Source organism: Novosphingobium aquae, assembly GCF_037572715.1.
In the GTDB taxonomy this organism is placed as follows: Bacteria; Pseudomonadota; Alphaproteobacteria; order Sphingomonadales; family Sphingomonadaceae; genus Novosphingobium; species Novosphingobium aquae.
In genome coordinates, this window is the sequence record NZ_JBBHJY010000009.1 from 65,845 (window position 1) to 90,283 (window position 24,439).

Below are 24,439 nucleotides of genomic sequence, written 5' to 3' on the forward strand. Positions count from 1 at the left end.
GATGAGGATGTCCTCAAGGTAGAATCGACCGGCGCACAAGTGTCTTTAGGGTTTTGCATACATGCAGTCTAACTTGCAGCTCTTACCAAACGGCAAAAACGATGGTAAGCATACGCCGAAGGCCGCGGCGTGGTTTGATCAGGCAGCGATTGCGTGCTGGTCGGCGCACCAGTTCCAGGGCAGAAGCTCATCAAGCCGGCTAACTGGGTGATCGGCAATGCGGGCGAGGACATCGGCGAGCCAAGCCTGTGGATCGACCTCGTTGAGGCGGCAGGTCTGGATCAGCGAGTAGGCGATCGCCGCGCGTTGGCCGCCGCGATCCGAACCGCAGAATAGCCACGACTTGCGCCCGAGTGGTACACAACGCAGTGACCGCTCGGCGGCGTTGTTCGAGAGGCACACCCTGCCATCATCAAGGAATCGGGTGAACGCGCTCCAGCGGCGCAGCATGTAGTTGATGGCTTTGGCGACATCGTGGTTGCGGGATATTTTGGCGAGTTGCGCGTTCAGCCAATCGTGAAGTTGGGTCATCAGCGGCGCGCTCAACTCCCGACGGACAGCGAGCCGTTCGGCCGGGTTCTTGCCATTGATGTCGTGCTCGATCGCGAACAGGGCGTCGAGCTTCTGCACTGCCTCCAGCGCGATCGGGTAAATGACCGGTGCCTTCTCGCCGCGGCTCTTCTTGCGTGCCGCCCCCTCGACGTCGGCGAGCTCGAAGAACTTCCGGCGCGCATGCGCGAAGCAACCTGCCTCCAGAATGGGCCCAGGCTGGCGACCGGCAACATACAACTCACCGTAGCCGCCATAGGCATCGGCCTGGAGTATCCCTGACCAGGACGCGAGATGCGCTCGGGGATGCTCGCCGCGCCGGTTGCGCGAGTAGTGGAAGATGACTGCCGGCGGATCGGAGCCGCCGAAAGGCCGATCATCGCGCACGTAATCCCATAGTCGGCCGGTATCGGTCTTGCCCTTGGCCATGACCGGCACAGTCGTGTCGTCGCCATGAAGGCGCTTGGCGGCAAGGACGTGGGCCTCGATCATCTGGTAGATCGGCATCATTGCGTGGCAAGCGGCCCCGATCTGGTCAGCCAACGTCGACACGCTGAGCGGGATGCCTTCGCAGGCAAAGCGATCAGCCTGGCGGTGGAGCGGCTGATGCTGGCCGTACTTGTCGAACATCAGCATGGCGAGGAAGCTGGGGCCAGCCCATCCGCGCGGGGTGACGTGGAACGGCGCTGGCGGCTGCGTGATCTTCTCGCAGTCCCGGCAAGCGAACTTCTCGCGTACGGTCTGGATAACCTTCCACGCACGCGGGATCACTTCGAGCGTCTCGGTCACATCCTCGCCGAGCCTGGACAGGCGGCTGCTGCCGCAGGCTGGGCACGAGCACGGTGCGGAAACAACCACGCGTTCGCGCGGCAGGTGCTCGGGGAATGGCTTGCGGACCGGCTTCTTGCGCTCGAACGCGGAAATGGCCGTCGTCTTCGCTGCGGCGGCTTCGGCGGCGAGCTCGTCTTCCGCCGCATCGGCTTCAAGATCCTCATACCCAAGCTCAAACTGGGCAAGCAGCCGTTCGGTGCGCTCGGCACTGGCCCCGTACTGCTCGCGGCGCAGCTTGGCGTTCTGCAGCTTGAGATGGGCGATCATCGCTTCGGTGGCACTGGCAAGGGCCCGTGCGTTAGCCAGCTCGGCCTCGACCACGGCGGCGCGTTGCTCGGCTGCCTCGGCCTTCTGCAGCGCCAGTGTCAGCAGCGCCTTGAGCGCTTCGGCATCATCCGGAAGGGACGAAACAGCGGCTTCCATGGGTGCAAGTGAATCACCACCAGGCCTTCGGATCAAGCCAAAAATGCATGACTTTGCGGCTATCCCGCACTCTGTGGACGCCAGGAATACTGCGGGTTACGCCAGTCGATCCCGTCCAACAGGCAGGCCAGTTGCGAGCTCGTCAGCGATACCACCCCATCCTTCGCGGATGGCCAGATGAACCGCCCCTTCTCGAGCCGCTTGGCATACAGCGACATGCCGACCCCGTCGTGCCAGATGATCTTCACCAGTGACCCGGAGCGGCCACGGAAGACCCACAGATCACCGCCGAACGGGTCCTTGGTGAAGTGCTGCTGGACCATTGCAGCCAGGCTCTGCATCCCGCGCCGCATATCGGTGTGGCCCATCGCGATCCACACCCGTGCCCTCGCCGGAATCATCGCATCGCCTTCAAGGCGGCCACCGCAAGCGCGGGCGAGGCCGAGCCAAAAATCCGCAATCGTCGACCATCGGCGAAATCCAGCACGATCGCGGCTTCCGGCTCCGCCGTCGGCGCGCTGCCGATCGCTCCCGGATCATCCTCGATGACCGCAGGAACAAAAGCCTCCTGAACCTGCCGCAAGGCCGTCCGGCGCCACAAGTAGATCAAACCCCGGGAAACGTCATGGCGACGTGCAACATCCGCCACACAGGCACCCGGTGAAAACGCCTCGCGCAAAATCTCAAGCCGATCCTGATCCGACCAATCCCGGCGGCGTCGCGCCCCCGTCAGCACCGTTACCTGCGTCATGGCTGTCCTATGTACGTCCTATCGCTCGACCCAAAGGACGTCCTGACACACCGGACGGCATCAGCAAGCGGGACTCACCGGACAGTTACAAACGATGCGACCGAGCAAGGAAAACAAAAAGGGGCAGGATTGCTCCCGCCCCTCATCGGATGGAAATCCGTTAGTTCAGCACTTGCTGTGCTTGGACTTCTTCGACTTCTTCGACTTCTTCGACTTCTTGCCGCACTTGCTGTTCTTGCTGCCCTTGCTGCCGCACCAGCTGCTGGGGGGCGTCGGCGAGTCACCGCAGGTGCGGCCCTTGCTGCCAGCGCCATAGACCAATTCCAGCTCGTTCAGATTGAGATCACGCATTATCCTGCTCCTGTTAAGTTGATTAACTTGCGACCGCCTGGAGAAAGAATTGCGCACCTATTCGGGGCTTGTCACTTTGATTCTATGGTTAATAAGCAGGTGTCTCGATTTGAACCACAATCGTCAAAAAGGCTAATGCTATCTAGACGTCACGCGTCAAAGAACTTCAGGCGAATTCCGAAAGAGTCTCACGCACGAAGCTCCTATAACTTCGAGGGGAGCGCCCAAGGAGGCTGGTGAATTGCTCGACATCGTTAGAAGAGGCAATAAACCCATTTGTCTGGAAGACCTCGAACATACGGCAAAGGTCGAAGGCAATTGATAGCGGCATGCCTTTCGCCATTTGCTCTTCTGCGGCGGTCAAATCATCCCCGACATAATGAATTGGCTTACCCAGTTCGCTGGACCAAATTTCCGTTGCAACTTCAGCGGTGATCACGTCGGCGCCAACCAGTTTGTGAGTTTCAACAGATCCTGCACGCGACCCACGCTCAAGCCGGATCAATTCGATCGCCGCGGCGTCCACGATATCCCTGACGTCCACCATCGATATACCGCGCGAACCTATCACCATCGGGTACACGCTGTGCTTAATCAGGACTGGAAGGGCATCAAGGTCGTTCTGCATGAAGTAGTTGGGTCTAAGTACGGCTCCGGAAAACCCGAGGTCTCGGATCGCGCGCTCGACGGCGACCTTTGCCGCAAAATGCGGCACACCGACAAACTTTTCAGCATCCATTACCGATAGGTAGACGATATTCCTGACCCCGGCTTGATGAGCCGCGTTCACCGCCGTGATTCCATGGTGCAGTTCATCGGGGCACACCGCATTTAGCAGAAACAGCGTGGAGACACCGTCCATAGCGGATCGCAACGACGCGAGATCAGCAAAGTCGCCCTTCACGACCTGAATGCTCATCGGGAAGGACGAAGTTTCCGGCGAACGCGTCATCACCCGGATGCTCAGGCCCTCGTTCGCGAGGCGTGCGCTCAAACCCGCGCCGACAGTTCCGGTCGCTCCGGTAATTAAGATCGTCATTTATCAGCCTAGCAGTAAGAGTAATTTCATATCCCGCTCAGATCCAGAAAACCGAAGCGCCCCATTAAACGTATTTTCCGTCTGCGTAGATCAAAGGGTCACCAGTAATGTCGGAGATGCATCGTGTGACACGCCCGACGAAAATGGTGTGACTGGCGTATTCTACTTCAAGGTCGACCACGCTTTCGATGCGCGCGATGGCATCCGTGAGTATCGGAATCCCGGATGTGCTGATCTCCCAATCTCCGAAGCGAAACTTGTCCTCTCCTCGCACCGCGCCGCCGAAAGCATTCGATACCTCTGCATGCTGCCGGCCAAGAAGGTTTACCGAAAACGGCTTGTTGATTGCCAATGAACCTCGCAGCGAGGCGGTCCTGTTTATGCAAACCAGCAGCGACGGCGGATCCATCGATAACGAGGTTACGGACGTGGCGGTCAAGCCAACGGGACCTCCTTCATCCGCACAGCAAACGACCGCGACACCTGCAGACAGGCGGCGCATAGCGTTTCGAAAGCGACCGGCAAGCTCCTGGTCCTGACTGGCCTGCTGTCCATTCTGCGAACTTCGCATGGCGCGGGCATCGCAGTCTCCGACATTTTCTTTCATCAACTTACTGCCTTTCCAAATCACGCGATCCCAGCTGTCAGAATGAAAACGAGGCGAGCCTTGAAGTTGAGCAAATCTCGCAGAATTCAGCCCGCGGTCCAGCCGCCGTCGACGACGAGACTGGTTCCGGTCATCAGTGCGGATGCATCCGAGGCGAGGAACAGGACCGCGCCCATCAGATCTTCGACCGTCCCGATCCGGCCCAGTTTGATCTTGGCCAAGACGCTGTCGCGGAAGGCCGCGTCTTCGAACATCGGCTTGGTCAGCGGGGTTTCGATGAAAGTCGGCGCGATTGTGTTGGAGCGGATCTGGTGCGGCGCCAGATCGAGCGCGATGGCTTTGTTCATGCCTTCGAGCGCCCATTTGCTGGCGCAGTAGAGGCTGCGGTTGGGACCGCCGACATGGCCCATCTGCGACCCCATGTGAATCAGGCTTCCCGGCCTTCCGACGGCGATCATCTGACGGGCGCAAGCCTGGGCAACGAAGAACGCGCTCTTGAGGTTAAGATCGAGCACCGCGTCGTAATCGGCCTCGGACACCTCCCACATCGGCATGGGGCGATTGGTTCCGGCGTTGTTGACCAAGATGTCGAACGCCTCGCGGCCGGCGAAAAAGCCAGCCACGGCATCGAGGTCAGAAACGTCGAGTGGCGCCGCGATGGCACCTTGGCCGATTTGTGCCGCCGCAACCTCGATCTCGCGGGCGGTGCGGGCCACCAGCGTTACGCTTGCCCCCGCTTGGGCCAGCGCGGCGGCGGCGGCCAGGCCAATGCCGCGCCCCGCACCGGTCACGACGGCGCGCTTGCCGTCGAGCCGGAACGAAGGGGTCTGCGGCAGGTCACTCACGCCCGGGTCAACTCGCTCGGTTCGACCTGGCCGGCGTAGGGGACGTTGCGCCCGCCAAAGCGGCGAACCCGGATATTGGCCTGCTCGCCATGACCGGCAAAGCCTTCGAGCGCACAAAGGCGGCTGCAATATTCGCCGACCAGGGTGCTCGCTTCGTCGGTCAGCACCTTCTGGTAGGTGCAGGTCTTGAGGAACTTGCCGACCCACAGCCCGCCGGTAAAGCGCGCAGCCTTCCTGGTGGGCAGGGTGTGATTGGTGCCGATCACCTTGTCCCCGTAAGAAACATTGGTGCGACTGCCCAAGAACAGCGCGCCGTAATTTGTCATGGTGTTCAGGAAATAGTCCGGGTCGGCGGTCATCACCTGGACGTGTTCGCTGGCGATCTCGTCGGCGACCCCCACCATTTCCTCGTAGCTGTCGCAGACGATCACTTCTCCAAAGTTCTCCCAAGCCTTGCGGGCATGTTCGGCAGTCGGGAGGATCTGCAGCAGCCGCTCGATCTCGGCCATGGTTTCACGGGCGAACTTTTCGCTGTTGGTCAGCAGCACGCCGGGGCTGTCCGGGCCGTGCTCAACCTGCCCGAGGATGTCGGTCGCGGCGATTTCCGGGTCGCAGCCGATCTCGTCGGCGATGATCAGCGTTTCGGTGGGGCCTGCAAACAGGTCGATCCCGACACGGCCGAACAGCTGGCGCTTGGCTTCGGCGACGAAGGCGTTGCCGGGCCCGACCAGAATATCGACCGGATCGATGCTCTGGGTCCCGATCGCCATCGCCCCTATGGCCTGGATCCCGCCGAGCGCGTAAATCGCATCGGCTCCGGCCATGGCCTGGGCGGCGACAATCGCCCGCGCTGGGGTGCCCTGAAATGGTGGCGCGCAGGTGATCACCCGCGGCACGCCGGCAACCTTGGCGGTGATCACGCTCATGTGGGCAGAGGCTAGCAGCGGATACTTTCCGCCTGGGACATAGCAGCCCGCAGCCTGAATCGGGATGTTCCGGTGCCCCAGGATGACACCGGGCATGGTTTCCACCTCGACATCGCAAATCGAGGAACGCTGGATTTGCGCGAAATTACGGACCTGGGCCTGAGCGAACTCGATGTCCTTGCGTTCCTGCGGGGTCAGGCTGTCTACGCACGCGTCGATCTCGGTCTGGGAAAGACGATAGTCATCGCGATTCCAGCCATCGAACTTGATCGACATGTCGCGGATCGCCGCATCGCCTCGCTGTTCGATGTCAGCCAGCGCCGCCTCGACAATATCGCGCACCTTGCGGTCAGCCGTCGCTTTTGCCTCCGATGTCACTCCCAACTTCAGATACCGTGCCATGTCGCTTATCCATCCTTCGGCCGAAATCAAACGACCACACGGTTCTCGATCGCGCCAATGCCGTCGACTTCGCAGCGCACCACATCTCCGGGTTGCAGAAAGACTTGCGGGTTCATGGCGACCCCGACGCCCTCTGGCGTGCCAGTCGCGATCAGATCACCGCTTTCCAGCGTAAAAGCTGTCGAGAGGTATGCGATTTGCTCCCAGAGACTGAACACCATCTCCGATGTGTTGCTTTCCTGGCGAAGCTCTCCGTTGACTGAGCAGCGCAACCCGAGAGCATGAGGATCGGCGATCTCGTCTGCGGTTACGATCCACGGCCCGATCGGACCATGGGTGTCAAAGGACTTGCCCATCGTGAAGGTCGGCGAATGAAACTGCCAGTCTCGGGCACTGACATCATTGCAAACCGTATACCCGAAGACGTGTTGATGAGCATTCTGCGCGTCAACCCCTTTAGCGGGAAGACCGATGACCGCAGCCAGCTCGACTTCGTAATCGAGCTTTTCGGTGACAGAGGTCACGATGTCATCGAAGGGGCCAGAGATGCAACTTGTCTGCTTGTTGAACCAGTACTGCTGCTGCGGCTTGGGCACGCCGAGTCGTTCGGATTCAGCAATATGCTTGCGATAATTCATGCCGATCGCAAGAAATTTGCCGGGTCGCTCTAGCGGTGCCAGCAATCGAACGTCAACGAGCGGAACAGTGCGTTCGCGCCTAGCCACGACTTCGCGGACGCGGGCCAAGGCGGCTTCTCCGCCGGCGATGATCGACAGCATGGTGGGATAGTCCTGAGAGATCGGATCCAAGGCAACGATCGTCTCGCCTTCCAGTGCTCCCAAACACACCTTGCTGCCGTCCTGAAAACGCAAAAGTTTCATAAAAGGGGCTCCAAATAGAATTGGCCTGCAATCACCAGGCTGTAGTTCCACCATCAATGCGGATATCGGTCGCAGTAATGAACGAGCTTTCGTCCGAGGCGAGAAAGAGCGCTAGGGCAGCGACTTCCTCCGGGCGGCCAGGTCGCCCGAGCATTATCTTCTTCAGCATAGGTCCACTGAAGTCTGCATGCTGCAGTAGCTCCTTCGTTGCGCCAGTTTCGATGAGCCCCGGCGAGAGTGAATTTGCACGGATGCCGCAGTGCCGACCCTCCATCGCAAAGTGTCTCGTCATGGAAAGGACAGCACCTTTGCCTGCAGAATGCGCCAAGCCGGGCAAAGCCTCGTACCCGATCCACGCGGAAACTGAGGCCATGTTGATGATAGCTCCGCCCCGGGTTCCCAGCGCAGCCCATGCGGCCTTCGTCAGATTGAAGACAATGCTGACTTCGGCTTCAAGCGTATCGGCAAATTGTTCGTGGGTCAGGTCATCAAGCCACGCAAACTGTGCATCGGCCGCACAGTTGAACAGGACGTCGAGCTGGCCGTAATGCGAAAGCGCAAAGTCCACCAATCGCTGACACATCGCCGGGTCGCGCGGATCACAGGGTTGGAGAGAAACCATGTCGCCGCCAGCTTCGCGAACAGCAGTGACACAGGCTTCGGCGGGTTGCGCATTAATGTCGCACCCGACCACTTTGGCCCCTTCGCGCGCGAAGGTCTCCGCAGAAGCACGCCCTATACTTCCGCCCGTGCCCGTGATGAGGCACACTTTGCCTGCAAGACGTCCAGCCATTTGCATTGCTCTCTTGGAAAGCAAGTCGGGAGGCCGGGCGACCGGTCCTCCCGACTTGCTCGATTAGAAGTCGAACGTCAGCCGGGCACCGAAAGTCCGGGGAGGCCCGAGCTGGGTTGCGGTGGGACCAGGTATGCCTCCCAGGGCTGAAGATCCTGGGACAGCCCTGTTGAGGAGGTTCTTGCCCCAGATGCCCAAGCTCCAGCGATCGTTGTCGCTGTAGTAGGTCAGTGAAGCGTCAACCAGGGTGAAGTCACCGAGAAGGTCGCCAGGAACGAGCGCAAAGTCTCCCCAGTAAGACGATTCATACCTGGCATCGGCTCGTGCCCGGATGTAACCCGAACGCATGGTGAAATCGTGGGAATACCCAGCGGTCACAGTCCATGTGGGAGCAAATGCGATCGGATTGCCGCTGTAGCTAACCCCATTGGGCTGCACGAAATCCTTGTAGGTGCCGTGCACGTAACCAACCGAAACATTTAACTGATCGGCAGATGACGGCTTTACAACGAGATCGGCTTGGAAGCCGTAGATATCCGTGCGCTTCGCGTTGAAGATCGGATTGAAGGCAGCGCTGATATCGTAGCTCTGCTGCAGCAAGTCATTGTACCTGTAGAAGTATCCTTCCAAATTGAGCTGGACCATGTCTTTCAGGAACCGGGATTTTATGCCCGCCGAGAACGCATTGAGGGTCGACGGCTTCACCGCATTGTCGAATGTGGCGGAATTCGCCTTCTCGTTATAGGTTCCCGGCGTGTATCCGGTCTGGAAGCCAGCGTACCCTAGGACCTTTGGCGTGATGTCATAATCGACTCCAATCTTGAAATCGACGTGGCGGTAGCTCTTGTCGAAAGCATAAAGCGCGCTGTCGTAAGCAACGCCCGCACCTTCACGCTTGAAATAGCTGGCACGTGCACCGGCGGTAAGCCGCAGCCGGTCGGTTGCCGAATAGGTCAACTGGCCAAATGCCGACAGATTATCAAGACGGTTACGGGTCACATTGCTGATGAAGACACCGCCACCGAACAGCCCGAAGGCCCCGCTGTTGGTCAGGCGTGATCCATACAGACCGACCAGCCAGCGCACTTTGCCGGCTTCTCCGGCAAGACGGAACTCCTGGGTGACTTGCTCATACTTCGAAGTCAGTCTGGCCGGAATCGAAGTCAGCCAGAAATTCTGATCGGAATCGATGTATTGATAGGAGGTGATGGAGGTCAGTGTTGTGCTGCCGATTTCTGCATCGATCTGCGCGCCGGCCACGTAGTTGTCGTAGCTCTGCCCAAGCGCAGTGATTGCCCCGAACGGAGCCAGAGGTGCCAGCGCCCCTGTGCGGGTGTCATCCCATGGGTCATCCGGATGGAGGTAGGCCCCGTTCCGGACACTCATCGTTGCCACATCGAATGACCGCGTGACAACGTTGATCGGGCTGCCGTTCTTGGTCGCGACAGATCCCCACAGATACAGGGAGACGGCATCGGACGGCGAGTACAGAGCGGAAAGGCGACCGGTGAAGTCCTCCTGGGAATTCGCGCCGCTCTTCTGATAACCATCGTGGCGCACGTAATCGACAGCGCCGCGTATCGCCAATTCCTCCGAGACAGGAATGTTCTGGACAGCCGTTGCGTGGAACAAGCTGTAGTTCCCCCCCTCGGCGATCAGCTTTGTCTCGTAGCGATCTGACGGGCGATTGAAATTGACGTTGACCGTGCCACCCATTGCCGTGCCACCATAGAGCGTCCCTTGCGGGCCAGGCAGCACTTCAATCTGCGCCACATCGAGAAAACCCGCGCTTGCGCCCTCGCGCGGCGTCGAGACGCCGTTCACGTTTAGGGCGACAACTGGCTGTACGTTCGCGAAATCAAGGGAGGCGCCCACGCCCCGGATGAAGATCTGCACGGACTGCTGCTCGATCTGGAAGCGCGCACTCGGCACCAACGTTTGCGCGGCCGGGAGATCGCTAATCCCGCGGGCAACCAGGGTATCGCCGGCAATGGCAGTGATCGCAGCCGGCGTCTTTTGAAGCAGCGTGGAGCGCTTCTCAGCGGTGACAACGATGTCCTGTACACCCGCATCATCGCCGTTTGCCGCGTCGGCGACGTCCGGTTGCTGCGGGAGAGCCTCTTGGGCGAAGGCTGCTCCGCCGTGGCTAAGCGCCAGAACCGAAACACAACAAGCGAACTTTTGCTTCCAAGCCATGCTAAACCTCCCTCCAAAATAATTTCTAATGGTCTAAATTCTCTACTAATTGTCCATACGACATAGATCAGATATTTTAGTCAAACGTATGAAATACATATCAGAAGCGACGTATTAATTTAAACTTGTTTCTAGTTATATTTATACAACCAAAGTCCGGCCAAGGGCGCAATTATTTGTAATTTGAACCACGCAATAATGTCAGAGTTCAAAACTTTGGCTGCTCATTTAGATCTCCCGCTTCTGAAATGTAGGTTCCGATGCGGTTGCCCCTCACGACAGGCACGAACAATGCAGATGGATGCTCGGCGTCGTGATGGATGGTCACCCATGAAGGGCGCTGCTGGACGACATGCCCCTTGCCCAACCGGGCGAAGAACGTGTCTGATCGATCAGTGTCGCTGGAACTTACGCCGAGTGCCAGGCGATGCCCCTGCTTGAACACATTCGCTGTCGGAATCAGGTTGATGTCGAAGCGGTGGGGCGCGCCGGGCGTAAGTTCAGCCTGCGCGTTAAAAGGATATTGCCAGAGCCACGGCTTCGAGAGCTCCGGATCAGTCTCACGCATGCTTCCTTTGAGCCAGCCGCGCGTCAGGAGCGTGCGCTCACCGTCGGGAGCGATTTCCCATAACGTCAAAAAGAGCAGCAGCTCGGGCTGGGTGCTCGACGCATAAATCGTTGCGGTAAGCGGGCCGACAACTTCGGTCTCCTCGACCATCGGCGGCGTGGTGAACAGGATTCCGCCACGTTCGTTGTACCGGTTGTCCTCGTAGCTCGTGCCACCTTCATGCGGCCAGTGCTCATGCTCTGATAGAAGCCCCTTGAAGTGCAGATAAAAGGGCTGCCAGACCGTTTCTGGTAGCGGCCAAGTGTGGCTCTGCTTCCAGTTACCACCGCTACCCATCACGTAGAGATTGACGGCAGGTTCCTCGAGATAGCCTGTATCATTGTCTTTGAGCCAGTGATCGAACCAGCGCAGGGACTCCGCCGCATATTGGTAAATGGGTCGATCGAGATACATCGGAGGTCCAACGACCAGCTTCTTTGGCGCGGAGAGTTTTTCCCAAGCCCTGAATTCCCCGGGCAAATGCAGCATGTACATGTCCCAGGAAGCACCGATCATCATCGGGATGCGGATGTCTTCAAGGCGAGGGTTGCGCTCGGCCCAATAGGGGCCGTCATGCGCATTGATGAGCACGTCGATGATGAGCGGATGGCCGCCCTCCTCGGGAGCCTTGATAGCTTTGGCGAGGGCCGGAACGGCCATCAGATCCTGATCCGCGCGCAGCTCCTCGATCCGGCACCTGTACTCGTCCTCACCCAGGGCAATGCGAGACCAGCCCTTGATCCGCGATCCATCGAGATGTTCGGCCCAGCTCGTCAGGAAGCCGGCAGCGAGGATGCCGCCGTGATAGAATTTGTCCCGATAGAAATCATTGTAGCCGTAAAGCCCGAACACCGCCTTCAGTGCGGGGGGATTGCGCGCAGCCACCTGCTTCGCGCAGACCGAGAAATAAGACGCACCGAACATGCCGACGCCGCCCGTGCACCACGGCTGCTCGGCAACCCAGGCAATGACCTCGACGACATCGTCGACCTCGCGCGGGCTGTAATGAGCGTAGACGCCTTCCGACTGCCCCGTGCCGCGCGCGTTGACTATCACATGAACATAGCCGCGCCGGACGAAGAAGTTGGGATCTCCCGCCTCGGCCTGGGCATTGGGAAAGGTGATCGCCTTGGGAATAGACGGGGCGGATTGCATTGCCTGATCGTAGGCGTGGACGCCGATGATCGCGGGAAAGCTGCCAGCCGATGCCGGGCGGAACACGTCAACTGAGATGCGGACACCATCCGACATCTCGACCTTGACGTTTCGCTCGATCACAACCCCATGTTCGCGGGGCGACAACTGCCAATCGAGGGAGAACATGCGTCAGGCCTTCAGGCCGGCGAGCGCAGCTTCCGCAACCGCCAGATCCATTTCCGCCGTCGCGCCGCTGACGCCAACAGCACCTACGCAAACGCCATCGACCAGGATGGGCAGGCCACCGTCGATCACCGAGAAATCAGTCAGATGGGGCATCGTGATTGCCGAGCCCTCATCCGACCCGACGAAGGCCCGCACACCGGCGGTCGGCGCCCCGGTTACCGCCGCTGTCCAGGCCTTCTTGAAGGCCACCTGATAAGGCAGAACGGTCGCGCCATCCATGTGAGCGACTGCCTTGATCTGCCCCGAACGATCGACCGCCACAACGCACATGGGCACTCCCATCCGCGCGGCTTCGTCGACGCCTGCGGCGACAATCTTCTGCGCGGCTTTGAGCGACAGCATGAGGGTCGGTGCAGCAATATTCGCATTATCGGTCATGAGGCATCTTTCCAGAGAACTGAATTGATCGGGTCAGTCCCGCCCCCTTTGTGAAGGACGGGGCTCGCTGACCCACCTCACCATCAACGACGCGATGGATTGTGGAAAATTGTAGTTATGAATGGCTCGTATTAGGGGGCTTTATCGGAACCGCAGCGCGCGTGCGGTGCCCGGCATTCGCTGTCGGTATTAGCGCATACGACTATGCCGAGGTTATCACTGGGCATCAAAGGCAGAAGACTGGGAGAAGCCCTTCAGGAAATTGCGCAGCCACATATGCGCCGGGTCATTATCGTTACGGCGGTGCCAGATGAGTTTGTGATTGAGTGGCGCAAGTTTGAATGGCGGCTCGAAAATTGCGATCTTGCCAAAATGAGCTGATCGTTCAGCAACCTGGCGGGGCACCACGGCAGTCATCGAGGTGCCAATCAACGCTTCAATCGCCAAAGCGTATGTGGAAACGAGCAGTGCCGTCCGCGGTCGCTCTGGCAACGCGCTCAGGGCGCGTTCCACCGTACTGCGAAAGTCACCCCCAAAACGTGTTTCGACATGATCGGTCGAGCAGAAGGCTTCGTAAGTTACACCTTTGCGAAAGCATTCATTCGATTGGTCAACAACCAGGACATATTGATCGGAATAGAGTGGTTCGCTCGCTAGGGCGTCGGCGTCGTTGATCGGATCCCACAAACCAGGCTCGTACAGCTGGATTGCCAGATCGACGTCACCGTCCTGAAGGCGCCGAAGCAGGCCCGCTGTCACGAAGATGTCGATCTGGCAGCAGAGATTTGGTGCCGCTCGTCTGAGGCTTCGCATTGCCGGAACCCCGAATATCTCGGCGACCGAACTGGACATAAGCAGGTGAAAGTTTCGGCTATCGTTTTCCGGGTTGAATTCGGACTGCCGATTGAGGACCGCCCGGATGTCGAAAAGCAGCTCCTTGGCGGGTTGCACCATTTGCTGACCAAACGGCGTGAGCTCCATTTGCCGACCGACCCTTTCCAACAGCTGGTCGGCAAACTGCGTGCGCAATTTGCTGAGTGCTATGCTCATTGCCGGCTGGGTAACACACAGCCGGGACGCGGCCCGGGTCACGCTGCGCTCCGTCAGAAGCGCATCCAGCGCAACCAGGAGATTGAGATCCATCCCATCAAGATGCATCTTCTTGCCTTCTTCGCATGCGCGCCCGCGCTTCAACCGGGGGGCTGAAACAGCCTCCGTTGCTAGCAGCGCCGGCGCTTCGGTCGGCACCGCCGAGCAAGGATCTGGTCAATTGACCAGATATCCGCCGTCAACAGGCACCGCGGCACCATTGATGAAAGATGCGTGGTCAGAAAGCAACCATGCCACGGCTTCGCCGATTTCACGCGGCGCAGGAAACCGGCCCATCAAATGGCGGTCTTTCGATCGTCCCAGGAATGCCTTGAATTCGGGCTGCTCTGCCAGGCGCGAGATGAGGTCGGTCTCCACGATACCCGGCAACACGCTGTTCACACGGATATTTTGCCCGCCAAGTTCAACAGCGGCGGCGCGAGTAAGGCCCACCACACCGTGTTTGGCCGACACGTATTCGGCGGCATTGGCGATCGCGATCTGAGCAAGACCGGAAGCAGTGTTGACAATCGCACCCCCGCCGCTGCGCAACATTGCAGGCGCCTGGTGCTTGATACAGAGAAAGACGGCGGTCAGATCGATCCGCAGCGCGCGCTCCCACTGTTCCAGACCGAGTTCGGTGAGGGGAATGTTGCTCTGCTCTACACCGGCATTGTTGAACGCCCCGTCGAGCCGACCATAATGTGCGAGAGTTTCCGCCACTAATTGCTCGATGGCCGCTTCAGACTCTAGATCAGCTTCGAGGTAGATAGCCTCGCCGCCAGCTTTGCAGACGCTTTTCGCGACAGCTTCACCAGCAGTCTGTTTGATATCGCTCACGACCAGTCGCGCGCCATGTTCAGCAAGGACTGCGCAGGTTGCCGAGCCAATCCCCCCGCCACCGCCTGTCACGAGGATCACCTTTCCATCGAGCATCTTCTTCATCAGCCATCCTCTCTTCGTGAATGAGTCACCTGCTCACTGAACAACGATTCCAGCAGCAAGTCTGATCTGCTTGTCGAACGTCTCCGACACGTCCTCGGCACTGACCACGCCCAGCAGAACGCGCTCATATGCATCGCCGAGCGACGCCCAGAAGAACGCGCCAGCTCGCAGCCGCGCTTCCTCTGGGCAGTACAGGTTCGCGAGGATCCGCTCGATGACGGTTATGGCTTGGCCCGGTCCTCCCTCGTAGAAGATGTCGCCAAGGCCGCTGAAATGGTTGATCTCGCCGACCATCATGCGGAAGAGCATGACAATGTCGCGCCGGGTGATGAGGTCGACCACGATGTGGCCATAGTCGATCAGCATCGACCTCGCCTCCTCCGCAGTCTCCGCACACTCATAACGGTCCGGCATCAGCATTTCTTGGCACTGATCATTCAGGCAGGCGATGAACAGCGTCCGCTTGTCGGCGTACTGACGGTAAACCGTCATTTTGCCGACACCAGCTTCCTGCGCGATGCCGTCCATGCTTGCGCGCTCATACCCACTGCTGAGGAATACCCGCTGAGCCGCCTGAAGGATCTGAGCCTTCTTCAGCGCAACACGGGCGAACCGCTTGTCTCCGGGATTCCACTGGCGGCGATTTTCACTGCTCATAATGATACGATACCGTCTTGTCTCATATGAAAGGAGGTTCTATTAGAGCCCGACTCGCGACGCAAGGAAGAAGTTGGATTGCGCGAATGCGAGCGAACAATTCCGAGCTTCGGCAACAGCGGCCACCCTCTCCACTTTCCGGGCAGGTCGCGGAAACAAGGAGATGGATCTTGAGCTCATTTGACCGTGCAGCAGGCAGCGCCTTCTGCTTTCCGAACCAACAGAACTCCGAGTTCTGCGCGCGGGCCGCGGCGCTTCGCGATCTCATCAAGACCGAGGCCGCCAAAGAGGAGAATCGCGGAGCAACGTCGTTGAAGGCGGTCGAGGCGATGCGCGAAGCCGGGCTCTACTGGTTACTGGTGCCTGAAGCCCTTGGTGGTTCCGACACGGGGGTGAGCGAGATCACGGCGCTGGCCGAGGAGGTCGCGAGCGCTGATTCCTCGACGGGCTGGTCACTCGCCGCTCAAAGCATTGCAACCATGGTCGCCGCCACCTTCTGCTCGGACGCTCACGTCGAACGAATGTTCGGCGGCGCGCGCCTGCCGGTGATGAGCGCAACCTATGCGCCGACTGGCAAGGCGGTGCGGTCGGGCGACAACTACACTGGGAGCGGCCGCTACAGCTTCGGCAGCGGCATTTCCCATGCCGATTGGGTATCTTCGGCCTTTGTGCTGCAGGAAGGCGGCAAGCCGGTATTGCAGGAAGACGGCCAACCGCGCGTGGTTGGCGCCTTCCTTCCCGCAGACCGCGTCAATATCCTTGGCAATTGGGACGTGGTCGGGATGGAGGCGACCGGCAGCTTCGATTATGAAGTGCCCGAGCAGACTTTCCCCCTCGACTGGACTTTCAACCAGTATTGGACCGAGCCGATGCGGCAATCAAAGGCCGCAACGATTGGAACTCTGGTTGCAGTGTGCGCCGGCCATGTCGGGGTAGCGCTTGGAGTTGCCAGGCGCTCTCTTCACGAAGCGGCGCATTCGGCGAGTTTGAAAAAGCGTCTTTATGCGACGGCCTCCATCGCCGACACCCCGACGTTCAAGATCGACTTCATTCGAAACGAAGCTCTTTTCCAAGCAGCGCGAGCCAGGACTTACGACCTACTCGCCAAGGTCGATCGCAAGGCTGACGCCAATCAGCCACTTACCGATGGCGAAATTCAGCAGATCCGGCAGGTGACGACCTGGACCCATCAAGTCTGCCGCGATGCCACGCTGCTTGCATACAGCTCGGTTTCTTCGTCGCTTCGTCGACCGAGTATTCTTGCGCGCAATGCAATGGACGCAGCTGTCGCGGGTCAGCATTTCATCGTCAACGATATGACAATGATCGATGCTGCCCCCGCCATCATTGATCAATGGGCCGACGAGAGCGCCCAAAGCGTGGGAGGCCTCTGGTGAGCCAGAAACGACTTAAGGGGACCGAAACGGTCGGCGTCCATTCACTTGACCATTTTGCATTGACCGTCCCGGATTTAGAGGAAGCGAGGCGGTTCTTCGAGGCGTTTGGTCTCGAAGCAAAGGAAGGTGAAGGCACCCTTGAACTCTACACATTTGGTTCTCACCATATGTGGGCGAGGCTGCAACATGGTCCCGCCAAGCGCCTGCACTATCTGAGCTTTGCTGCCTATGCGGAAGACCTGTCGCATTTCGAAGAACGGCTCGGCAAACTGGGCGTCGAGCGCGTGGACGGTCCTCAGGGCGCTCTGGACAAAAGCGGCATCTGGTTCCGGGACCTGAACGGCACCCCTGTCCAGATCAGGGTTGGTTGCAAGAAGACGCCTGATACCAAGCAAGCGATTCCGCCAGCTCAAGGGCCCGCAGCCGTCAGAAACGCGCCGCTACGGGGTTTTCTGCCACCAGTGCGCCCGTCGCGGCTGTCACATATCCTCCTCCTGGTACCAGATGTTCCGGCGGCCGTCGCATTTTACGAGTCCACGCTAGGACTACGACTTTCTGACAAATCTGGGGATGTTGTTGCATTCACGCACGCGATGCACGGGTCCGATCACCACCTAATTGCCTTTGCTCGATCCAACGGTACTGGGCTTCATCATTCGAGCTGGGACGTTCCGACGATCGACGACATCGGCCGAGGTGCTGGGCAGATGCAGGACGCAGGATATGAACATGGCTGGGGCGTCGGTCGCCACGTGCTGGGCTCCAATTACTTCTACTATGCGCGGGATCCCTGGGGCAGCTATGCAGAATACTCGTTCGATATCGATTACATTCCCGAAGGCACGGTATGGGAACCAACCTCACCGCCTGAAGATAACTCCTTCTACCTCTGGGGGCCCAATCCGCCTGAGGATTTTACACACAACTACGAGTGTTCGGAGTGGCCGATTGCACCCAAGCTTGGGTAAAGTCCGGACTTTGTCAGGTGTGAGCAAATATGTAGCGAAGGAAGCCCTTTGAGGCAAAGATCAAGGTTTCATCAAAAGTGCAGCATGAGTAGCCCCTAGATTTCTGGACGCCTTCGATCCTAATTTTGAGGACAGGTCGCCATGATTTTGCTGGATATAGGCTACTGTGGGCATACCCCTGCTTTTGCGCGTCGAAGCAGCGGCATGCCTGCGGCCATGCCGGTAGGTTTGCCATCATCGATCTTGATCCGGCCATTTACGACAACGGTTCGCATGCCAATCGAAAACAGGGTGGGATGGGTGTAGTCTGCCTGCGGCCCGAATTTGGCTGGGTTGAATACGACCACGTCCGCGAAGTTGCCGTTCCGGAGCTCGCCCCTGCCTTCCAGTCCGAAGATCCGCGCCGTGCGCAGGGTGCTCGAGGCGATGAAGGTGCGCAGGTCGATCACACCCCGCTCTCGCACATAGGTCGCATATTTGCGGGCGAACGACGCGTAATAGCGCGGGTGGCCGGTTGAGGCGTCCGAGCTGGTGACCACCCAGTCGCGCTTCATGAAGGCGGCAATGTCGTCCTCGCTCTGGTTGAACGAGGCGATGCTGACTTCACTGACCTTCAGGAGGTCGAGCGTCGATGCAACCGGATCAGTGCCCCTTTCGCGGGCCAGGACGGCGAGTGTTCTGCCCTTGGCCCAATCGGGGCCAGTCGTGATCAACACGGCCTCTGCCCCGCCCCGTCGCCGCAGGTTTTCCGCGATCTCCGTCCGCAACCGATCCCGGAGTTTTTCGTCGGCAAAGCGGCTAAGCATGGCCGCGCGGCCGCCGTCCTGCGCCCAGCGCGGAATGAGCGCCGCCGAGAGTCCAGTGCCCGAGGCCGACCACGGATACTGGTCAGCATGAACCACTTGCCCTCGCGCCCGTGCCGCCTCGACCCGGGCGATGACCTGCGGCGCCGATCCCTGAACGTCGACACCAAGCGCCTTTATATGCGCGATGTGCACCGGGATCTGGGCATCACGGCCAATCGCAATCGCTTCGTCCACCGCACCGAGCAGGCCGATCGAATAGCTGGATTCGTCGCGCAGGTGGCTGTCATAGACCCCCCCGGCGGCACCGGCCACGCGGGCGAGCGCCGCAACCTCATCCTGCCGCGCGAAACTTTGCGGGGCGTAGAACAGACCGGTCGAAAGGCCGAGCGCGCCCTGGCACATGGCCTTGGCGACAAGCACCTTCATCTGGCTCATCTCCGCCGGGGTCGGCGCGCGGTCGGCATTACCGATCACCGCTGATCGCACCCCACCAAAGCCGACATAGGTGGCAAAATTTATCCCATAGCCCTGCCCGCCCAGCGTCCGTCCAACATCCGGATCCCCGCCGCCATCGACACCGATGAAGGCCGTGGTCACGCCCTGCGTCAGAAACGGCAGCAAGAGCCGCTCGACCGGACTGTCCGAAGCCAGCGCAGCCCCGGCATGCGTATGCGGATCGATGAACCCGGGGGCGACAATCATGCCCCTGGCGTCGATCGTCCGTCCCGCACGTCCCGGCGCCTTGGGGCCGACATAGACGATGCGATCCGCTTTGATGGCAACATCACCGATGAACGGCTGCGCATCACCTGTGTAGACCTGTCCGCCCCGGATCACGATGTCGGAGTCCAGTTGCGGGTTGCGGCCTGCAGCCGCAGGTGTGAGCATCAGGCAGAGGAGCGATGCGCCAAAGCGCAGGGCAGAAGTTTTCATGGCCATCGCCTCATCTCAATCCGTTACGCGCCGCGCCAGGCGATGGCTTCGATTTCAACCATTGCGCCGGGTGCGACAAGGCCGGAAACGACGACCGAACGCGATGGGTAGGGCTCGGCGAAGTATTCACGGTAAATGGCATTGAATTCGGCAAAGTCGGTTGCATCCGTCAGCCATACGGTTGCCTTTACAACGTCGGAGAATCCGCAGCCGGCCGTCTCCAACGCAGACTTCAGGTTTTCCAGCGCCTGCCGTGCTTGCGCGGCAAAGCCTCCCGCCACGATCTTTCCGTCCGCGCCGCGTGCAAGCTGGCCCGACACGTAAACTGTCGGGCCAGCGATGGTGACGCGCGACAAGGGGGGTGGCTGGGACATGCTGGTATTCCTTCCGGGTGTTCGTCCGGTTCGAGATAACCGGAAGCAGACTGCATCACACCGACTGGCTCGGGTCCATAGCCTTTCGTTAATCGCAGGGGCTGGGAGAGCAATGGCATCCCGAAGCGAAGCATTCCGCGAATGCCGGGCTCGCTCGTTTGCGTCGATCTCGCTGCGTTACCCATAACCCGCTGTTATGCATCGGACACAGATTTGTAATGAGGCAAGCTTTCGCTTTGACATTTTTGGTGCAAGAAAGCGTCCAGCACGAGTCAAATGCTCGGGTAACCAGGGGGTTTCAGCATGAAAATTTCGGCCAGGGCCATGCGCATTGCGTTTCTCGCGGGCGTTTCCACGATTGTCGCCTTGCCTCATGCGGCGCTGGCACAAGACAGTGCCCCCCAGGCCGCAGAGGACGAAGCAGCGGCATCCAAGGAAATCACCGTTGTCGGTAGCCGCATCGAAAATGCGAAGATCGCCGGAGCCTTGCCGGTCACGCTGGTGGGTGAAGACGCGATCGCCGCGAACGGCAGCGTTTCGGGCGATGATCTGTTCCGCGCCATTCCGCAGGCGGGCGACGTGCAGTTTCAGGAAAGCCGCACCACCGGCAACCTGAATGACGCGCGCGGCGACAATTCCTCGATCAACCTGCGCTCCGTCGGCACCGGCAATACGCTGGTGCTGGTCAACGGCCGCCGCATGATCCTCACCCCCGGCACCCAGACCGAAAACTTCGTGCCGGTGCAGACCGCCAACACCAACTCGATCCCGGTGGGTGCGGTCCGCCGGATGGAAGTGCTGCGCGATGGCGCGGCAGCAATCTATGGCGCGGACGCGGTGGCCGGCGTGGTCAACGTGGTGCTCGATGACCGCTACACCGGCATCAAGGTCGATGGCCGCTATGGCTTTGCCGACGGCACGAGCGAAACCACATTCGCCGCCAAAGCCGGGATGAAGACCGACACGGGACATTTCCTGATCTTCGGCAGCTACACCCACCGCACCCCGCTGTTCGCCAGCGAGCGTCCCTTCTCGGCGAGTGAGAACCACCTGCCAGCGCTGATCGGTACGCCTTGGGAGGGCGACACCGGGTTCGATAACCGCTCGACCTCCTCGCCCTGGGGCAGCTTCACTACCGTGCCGGTGACCACGGTACGGCAAGGCACAGCCACGCTGACCACTTCGGGCGTGTTCCATATCGAGCCGACCGGCAACACGGCGGCGGGCTGCTCGAGCACCGTGATCAACGGCAATCTCTGCATCCGCTCGGGCACGATCACCGGCGCCAATGACCGTGTGCTGCGTTATGACGAGAACCCCGATCGCACGATCAAGGGCGGGCTGGACCGCATCAACCTGTTCGCCACGTTCAAGCAGGACATCGGCAGCGTCGAACTGTTCGGCGAGGCGGGGTACTATCACGCCGAGCTCGAAGGTCAGCGCGAACAGTCCGCGCCGATTTCCAGCGCGGTGATCACCGTGCCGGTGACCAATTACTGGAACCCCTTCGGCCCGACGACATTCGGCGGCGTTGCCAACCCCAACCGGCTTGCCGGCCTTACCGGCGTGCCCACAACCGGCCTGCCCGTCCGCATCACCACGTACCGCCCTGTCGACACCGGCCCGCGCGTGTTCGAGGTGACCGACGACATGGCCCGCGGCCTGCTTGGCCTGCGCGGCAGCTTTGGCGGCTTCAAGTGGGAATCGGCGTTCACCTATTCGTGGGCGCGGACCGACGATTTCACCAAGAACGCGATCAGCAATACCAAGTTCCAACAGGCGCTCGCGCTGTCGACGCCGGATGCCTACAACCCGTTCAACGGTGGCAACCAGACCAACTATTCGCTCGGTGATGGCACGCCCAACAGTGCGGCAACGATCAACTCGTTCCTTGTCGGCGTCCACCGTATCGGCAAGACCTCGCTGGCGACCTGGGACTTCAAGGTTTCCAATTCCGACCTGTTCAACCTGCCTGCCGGCCCTGTCGGCTTTGCCAGCGGTGTCGAACTGCGCCGCGAAACCTATCAGGATGATCGCGACGCCCGGCTCGACGGGACGATCACCTATACCGACAGCGTTTCCGGCATCGTATATGGCACCGACGTGATGGGCGCGAGCCCCTCGCCGGACGTGAAGGCTCGCCGCACCATCGCCGCCGCTTTCATCGAATTGGCCGTGCCGCTCATCTCGGATGAGATGAACGTGCCGCTGATCCAGTCGCTCGATCTGCAGCTGGCCGCGCGTGACGAACACTATTCGGACTTCGGCAACGTGCTGAAGCCCAAGGTGGCGGGTGTCTGGTCAGTGATGGACCAGCTGAAGTTCCGCGGCTCCTGGTCGCAAAGCTACCGCGCACCGAACCTCGCACAGTTCTACAGCGCGGGCACACAGGTGGCGAACACCCGCACCGACTGGGCGCAGTGCCGCATCAACGCCACGACCTGCGCCGGCGTCTCCACGCTGGAAGTCCGCTCGGGCAATCAGAGCCTGAAGCCTGAGGATGCCGAGACCATCTCGGCCGGTGTGGTGATCCAGCCGCTGCCCAACCTGACGCTGACCTTCGATTACTGGGCGCTCAACGAAATGGGCGTGATCGGGCTGCAGGGCGCGCAGAACCAGATCCTGTTCGATTACCTTGAACGGCTGAGCGGGCGCACCAACCCCAATGTCGTGCGTCTGGCCCCGGTCGGCACGCAGACCGTTGGCGACCTGACCTTCGTCAAGGACGATTACTTCAACCTGGGCCCGCGTAAGCTGCGGGGTTTCGACCTTGCCGTCAGCTATGACATGGGCAAAACCCCGCTCGGCCGCTTCAGCTTCGATATCGTCGCTTCGAAACTGCTCAAGTGGGAGCAGACCGCATCCGACCTTCAGGCCAAGCTGATTGCCGCCAATGCGGCAGGGACGCTTGGCACCGGCATCACCATCACCCAGGCCGGCGATCAGGTGAAGCAGAACGGCAACCCGCAGTGGCGCCTCAACGGCAGCATGACTTGGAAGTCCGGCCCGTTCAGCGCCGGGGCCCAGGTCAACTATGTCGGATCGGTGTTCGATACGGGCACGGCGCTGGTCAATGGCCAGTTCTATGAAGTGCCCAGCTTCACCACGGTGAGCGCCTATGTGCAGTACCGCGCACCCAAGGACGCCGGTGTGTTTGCCGGAACCCGCTTCAAGGTCGGCGCGCGCAACCTGTTCGATACGCCGCCGCCGCTGACCTCCTCGAACTATGGGTTCAACGGTGCCCTGGCCGATGCCACCGGGCGGTTCGTCTATTTCGAACTGTCGAAGGAATTCTGATTTTGCACCGGCCGCATGGCTGCGGACCTGACGGGTTCATGCCATGCGGCTGAGGCAGATCGAGGTCTTCCACGCGGTTTACGCCAACGGGTCGATCAGCGCGGCGGCGCGGGCGCTCCATGTCTCGCAGCCGGCGGTCAGCAAGGTCCTGCGCCATACCGAAAGCCAGCTCGGCATTCCGCTGTTCGATCTGGTTCGCGGGCGGCTGGTCCCGACGGACGAGGCGCATGCCCTGTTCCGCGAGGTGGACGAGGTGTTCCACCGCGTCACCTCGCTGCAACTGACCGCCAACAACCTGCGCAATTCTGGGGCGGGACACCTGCGCATCGGCATCGTGCCGTCACTTGGTTTTGAAGTCCTGCCGCAAGTGATCGCCGATTTCCGGGTGAAGAACCCCGAAGTCACGTTCGACATCAAGACGATCCACCACAGCGACGTCCTGCGCTCGCTCTATGAGCGCGAATGCGACATTGCCTTTGGTTATGATCCCCCGGTCCACCCCCGGTTGACGCTGCGCAAGCTGGCTGCTGCCAAGCTGGTGGTGATCGCGCCGACAGGCACGTTCGACAAGGGCCACACCAGCGTATCGGTGGCCGATATCCGCACCCGGGATCTGATCGGCGTTTCGAGCAGCGGACCGATTGGTGATATCGTCGCGGCCGCCCATGCCCATGCCCATGCATATGCCAATGCCAACGCCCAGGTTGACTTCCGTGAGGTCGCCTCGGTTGACACCTATTACATCGCCGCCTCGCTCGTGCGGAAAGGACTGGGCGTGGCCATTGTCGATGAATTCACTGCCCGCGCCACGGCGAACCGGCTGGTCGATGTGATCCCGCTCGCGCCGGCGCTGGAATTCGGCGTCCATGCCGCATGGCTTGAGGACAGGCCGCTGTCGAAGCTCGCCGCGCGGCTGGTTGATCTGATGAAATCCGCCCTGCGCGCAGAGGTTCAAGTGCCGATCCGGGCATAACCGCAGGCTATACCAGAGCCTCAACATGGTTCGGTGCA

At 60.2% G+C, this 24,439-nt stretch carries 22 protein-coding genes; 4 read left to right on the top strand and 18 right to left on the bottom strand.

What is annotated here, in order from left to right; genetic code table 11:
* Nucleotides 1-138 precede the first annotated feature (138 nt).
* The 16 genes from tnpC to WG900_RS16355 all read right to left on the bottom strand — a co-directional run bounded on the left by tnpC (nt 139) and on the right by WG900_RS16355 (nt 15,653).
* Complete coding sequence (gene tnpC, locus WG900_RS16280) at nt 139-1,803, bottom strand: IS66 family transposase (protein WP_339968761.1); 1,665 nt, start codon at nt 1,801-1,803, stop codon at nt 139-141.
* Nucleotides 1,804-1,862: 59 nt separating this feature from the next.
* The gene (gene tnpB, locus WG900_RS16285; protein WP_339968763.1) at nt 1,863-2,204 is read right to left on the bottom strand and encodes an IS66 family insertion sequence element accessory protein TnpB; all 342 of its coding nucleotides are present in this window, start codon (nt 2,202-2,204) and stop codon (nt 1,863-1,865) included.
* Complete coding sequence (gene tnpA / locus WG900_RS16290) at nt 2,201-2,554, bottom strand: IS66-like element accessory protein TnpA (protein ID WP_339968765.1); 354 nt, start codon at nt 2,552-2,554, stop codon at nt 2,201-2,203. Before tnpA ends, tnpB begins: the two co-directional genes overlap by 4 nt.
* Nucleotides 2,555-2,719: 165 nt before the next feature.
* Nucleotides 2,720-2,905, bottom strand: coding sequence for a hypothetical protein (locus WG900_RS16295; RefSeq protein ID WP_339968767.1), 186 nt, complete (start codon nt 2,903-2,905; stop codon nt 2,720-2,722).
* Nucleotides 2,906-3,071: 166 nt separating this feature from the next.
* Nucleotides 3,072-3,944, bottom strand: a complete 873-nt coding sequence (locus WG900_RS16300) for an NmrA family NAD(P)-binding protein (RefSeq protein WP_339968769.1) — start codon at nt 3,942-3,944, stop codon at nt 3,072-3,074.
* Nucleotides 3,945-4,008: 64 nt separating this feature from the next.
* On the bottom strand, nt 4,009-4,551 hold the full coding sequence (locus WG900_RS16305; RefSeq protein ID WP_339968771.1) for a flavin reductase family protein: 543 nt from the start codon (nt 4,549-4,551) through the stop codon (nt 4,009-4,011).
* Nucleotides 4,552-4,637: 86 nt separating this feature from the next.
* Nucleotides 4,638-5,396 (bottom strand): SDR family NAD(P)-dependent oxidoreductase, encoded by a 759-nt coding sequence (locus WG900_RS16310; protein WP_339968773.1) that lies wholly within the window; start codon nt 5,394-5,396, stop codon nt 4,638-4,640.
* Nucleotides 5,393-6,724 (bottom strand): histidinol dehydrogenase, encoded by a 1,332-nt coding sequence (gene hisD / locus WG900_RS16315; RefSeq protein ID WP_339968775.1) that lies wholly within the window; start codon nt 6,722-6,724, stop codon nt 5,393-5,395. The genes WG900_RS16310 and hisD overlap by 4 nt, the downstream gene beginning before the upstream one ends.
* 26 nt (nt 6,725-6,750) lie before the next feature.
* Nucleotides 6,751-7,605: a fumarylacetoacetate hydrolase family protein gene (locus tag WG900_RS16320; RefSeq protein ID WP_339968777.1), complete on the bottom strand. Its 855-nt coding sequence runs from the start codon at nt 7,603-7,605 to the stop codon at nt 6,751-6,753.
* A 31-nt stretch (nt 7,606-7,636) separates the two neighbouring features.
* Nucleotides 7,637-8,398: an SDR family NAD(P)-dependent oxidoreductase gene (locus WG900_RS16325; protein WP_339968779.1), complete on the bottom strand. Its 762-nt coding sequence runs from the start codon at nt 8,396-8,398 to the stop codon at nt 7,637-7,639.
* A 63-nt stretch (nt 8,399-8,461) separates the two neighbouring features.
* The gene (locus WG900_RS16330; RefSeq protein WP_339968781.1) at nt 8,462-10,594 is read right to left on the bottom strand and encodes a TonB-dependent receptor; all 2,133 of its coding nucleotides are present in this window, start codon (nt 10,592-10,594) and stop codon (nt 8,462-8,464) included.
* A gap of 208 nt (nt 10,595-10,802) precedes the next feature.
* On the bottom strand, nt 10,803-12,524 hold the full coding sequence (locus WG900_RS16335) for a CocE/NonD family hydrolase (RefSeq protein WP_339968783.1): 1,722 nt from the start codon (nt 12,522-12,524) through the stop codon (nt 10,803-10,805).
* 3 nt (nt 12,525-12,527) lie between these two features.
* Nucleotides 12,528-12,962, bottom strand: a complete 435-nt coding sequence (locus WG900_RS16340; RefSeq protein ID WP_339968785.1) for a GlcG/HbpS family heme-binding protein — start codon at nt 12,960-12,962, stop codon at nt 12,528-12,530.
* 216 nt (nt 12,963-13,178) lie between these two features.
* Complete coding sequence (locus WG900_RS16345; protein ID WP_339968787.1) at nt 13,179-14,210, bottom strand: LysR family transcriptional regulator; 1,032 nt, start codon at nt 14,208-14,210, stop codon at nt 13,179-13,181.
* Nucleotides 14,211-14,228: 18 nt separating this feature from the next.
* Entirely contained in the window at nt 14,229-14,996 is a 768-nt protein-coding gene (locus WG900_RS16350) for an SDR family NAD(P)-dependent oxidoreductase (protein WP_339968789.1), read from the bottom strand.
* Between the two features lie 33 nt (nt 14,997-15,029).
* Nucleotides 15,030-15,653: a TetR/AcrR family transcriptional regulator gene (locus WG900_RS16355; RefSeq protein ID WP_339968791.1), complete on the bottom strand. Its 624-nt coding sequence runs from the start codon at nt 15,651-15,653 to the stop codon at nt 15,030-15,032.
* Between the two features lie 170 nt (nt 15,654-15,823).
* Here WG900_RS16355 and WG900_RS16360 point away from each other — a divergent pair, with 170 nt between their 5' ends.
* Nucleotides 15,824-17,050 (top strand): acyl-CoA dehydrogenase family protein, encoded by a 1,227-nt coding sequence (locus WG900_RS16360; RefSeq protein ID WP_339968793.1) that lies wholly within the window; start codon nt 15,824-15,826, stop codon nt 17,048-17,050.
* The gene (locus WG900_RS16365; RefSeq protein ID WP_339968795.1) at nt 17,047-18,018 is read left to right on the top strand and encodes a VOC family protein; all 972 of its coding nucleotides are present in this window, start codon (nt 17,047-17,049) and stop codon (nt 18,016-18,018) included. Before WG900_RS16360 ends, WG900_RS16365 begins: the two co-directional genes overlap by 4 nt.
* A 161-nt stretch (nt 18,019-18,179) precedes the next feature.
* On the opposite strand, the gene WG900_RS16370 is transcribed toward WG900_RS16365, so the two are convergent.
* Complete coding sequence (locus WG900_RS16370) at nt 18,180-19,757, bottom strand: N-acyl-D-amino-acid deacylase family protein (RefSeq protein ID WP_339968797.1); 1,578 nt, start codon at nt 19,755-19,757, stop codon at nt 18,180-18,182.
* Between the two features lie 23 nt (nt 19,758-19,780).
* A complete protein-coding gene (locus WG900_RS16375; RefSeq protein WP_339968799.1) occupies nt 19,781-20,131 on the bottom strand; it encodes a RidA family protein in 351 nt (116 codons plus the stop codon).
* Nucleotides 20,132-20,434: 303 nt separating this feature from the next.
* On the opposite strand from WG900_RS16375, the gene WG900_RS16380 reads away from it, so the two are divergent.
* Both WG900_RS16380 and WG900_RS16385 read left to right on the top strand, forming a co-directional pair.
* Entirely contained in the window at nt 20,435-23,428 is a 2,994-nt protein-coding gene (locus WG900_RS16380) for a TonB-dependent receptor domain-containing protein (RefSeq protein ID WP_339968801.1), read from the top strand.
* A gap of 43 nt (nt 23,429-23,471) precedes the next feature.
* Complete coding sequence (locus tag WG900_RS16385) at nt 23,472-24,401, top strand: LysR family transcriptional regulator (RefSeq protein WP_339968803.1); 930 nt, start codon at nt 23,472-23,474, stop codon at nt 24,399-24,401.
* Nucleotides 24,402-24,439: the final 38 nt, after the last annotated feature.

What these genes read in the sequence shown, in the direction of transcription:
- WG900_RS16380 (WP_339968801.1), top strand. Translation starts at nt 20,435, where the DNA reads ATGAAAATTTCGGCCAGGGCCATGCGCATTGCGTTTCTCGCGGGCGTT.
- WG900_RS16340 (WP_339968785.1), bottom strand. Translation starts at nt 12,962, where the DNA reads ATGACCGATAATGCGAATATTGCTGCACCGACCCTCATGCTGTCGCTC.
- WG900_RS16325 (WP_339968779.1), bottom strand. Translation starts at nt 8,398, where the DNA reads ATGGCTGGACGTCTTGCAGGCAAAGTGTGCCTCATCACGGGCACGGGC.
- WG900_RS16305 (WP_339968771.1), bottom strand. Translation starts at nt 4,551, where the DNA reads ATGAAAGAAAATGTCGGAGACTGCGATGCCCGCGCCATGCGAAGTTCG.
- WG900_RS16335 (WP_339968783.1), bottom strand. Translation starts at nt 12,524, where the DNA reads ATGTTCTCCCTCGATTGGCAGTTGTCGCCCCGCGAACATGGGGTTGTG.
- WG900_RS16375 (WP_339968799.1), bottom strand. Translation starts at nt 20,131, where the DNA reads ATGTCCCAGCCACCCCCCTTGTCGCGCGTCACCATCGCTGGCCCGACA.
- WG900_RS16320 (WP_339968777.1), bottom strand. Translation starts at nt 7,605, where the DNA reads ATGAAACTTTTGCGTTTTCAGGACGGCAGCAAGGTGTGTTTGGGAGCA.
- WG900_RS16300 (WP_339968769.1), bottom strand. Translation starts at nt 3,944, where the DNA reads ATGACGATCTTAATTACCGGAGCGACCGGAACTGTCGGCGCGGGTTTG.
- tnpB (WP_339968763.1), bottom strand. Translation starts at nt 2,204, where the DNA reads ATGATTCCGGCGAGGGCACGGGTGTGGATCGCGATGGGCCACACCGAT.
- WG900_RS16355 (WP_339968791.1), bottom strand. Translation starts at nt 15,653, where the DNA reads ATGAGCAGTGAAAATCGCCGCCAGTGGAATCCCGGAGACAAGCGGTTC.
- WG900_RS16295 (WP_339968767.1), bottom strand. Translation starts at nt 2,905, where the DNA reads ATGCGTGATCTCAATCTGAACGAGCTGGAATTGGTCTATGGCGCTGGC.
- WG900_RS16370 (WP_339968797.1), bottom strand. Translation starts at nt 19,757, where the DNA reads ATGAAAACTTCTGCCCTGCGCTTTGGCGCATCGCTCCTCTGCCTGATG.
- tnpC (WP_339968761.1), bottom strand. Translation starts at nt 1,803, where the DNA reads ATGGAAGCCGCTGTTTCGTCCCTTCCGGATGATGCCGAAGCGCTCAAG.
- hisD (WP_339968775.1), bottom strand. Translation starts at nt 6,724, where the DNA reads ATGGCACGGTATCTGAAGTTGGGAGTGACATCGGAGGCAAAAGCGACG.
- tnpA (WP_339968765.1), bottom strand. Translation starts at nt 2,554, where the DNA reads ATGACGCAGGTAACGGTGCTGACGGGGGCGCGACGCCGCCGGGATTGG.
- WG900_RS16385 (WP_339968803.1), top strand. Translation starts at nt 23,472, where the DNA reads ATGCGGCTGAGGCAGATCGAGGTCTTCCACGCGGTTTACGCCAACGGG.
- WG900_RS16350 (WP_339968789.1), bottom strand. Translation starts at nt 14,996, where the DNA reads ATGAAGAAGATGCTCGATGGAAAGGTGATCCTCGTGACAGGCGGTGGC.
- WG900_RS16330 (WP_339968781.1), bottom strand. Translation starts at nt 10,594, where the DNA reads ATGGCTTGGAAGCAAAAGTTCGCTTGTTGTGTTTCGGTTCTGGCGCTT.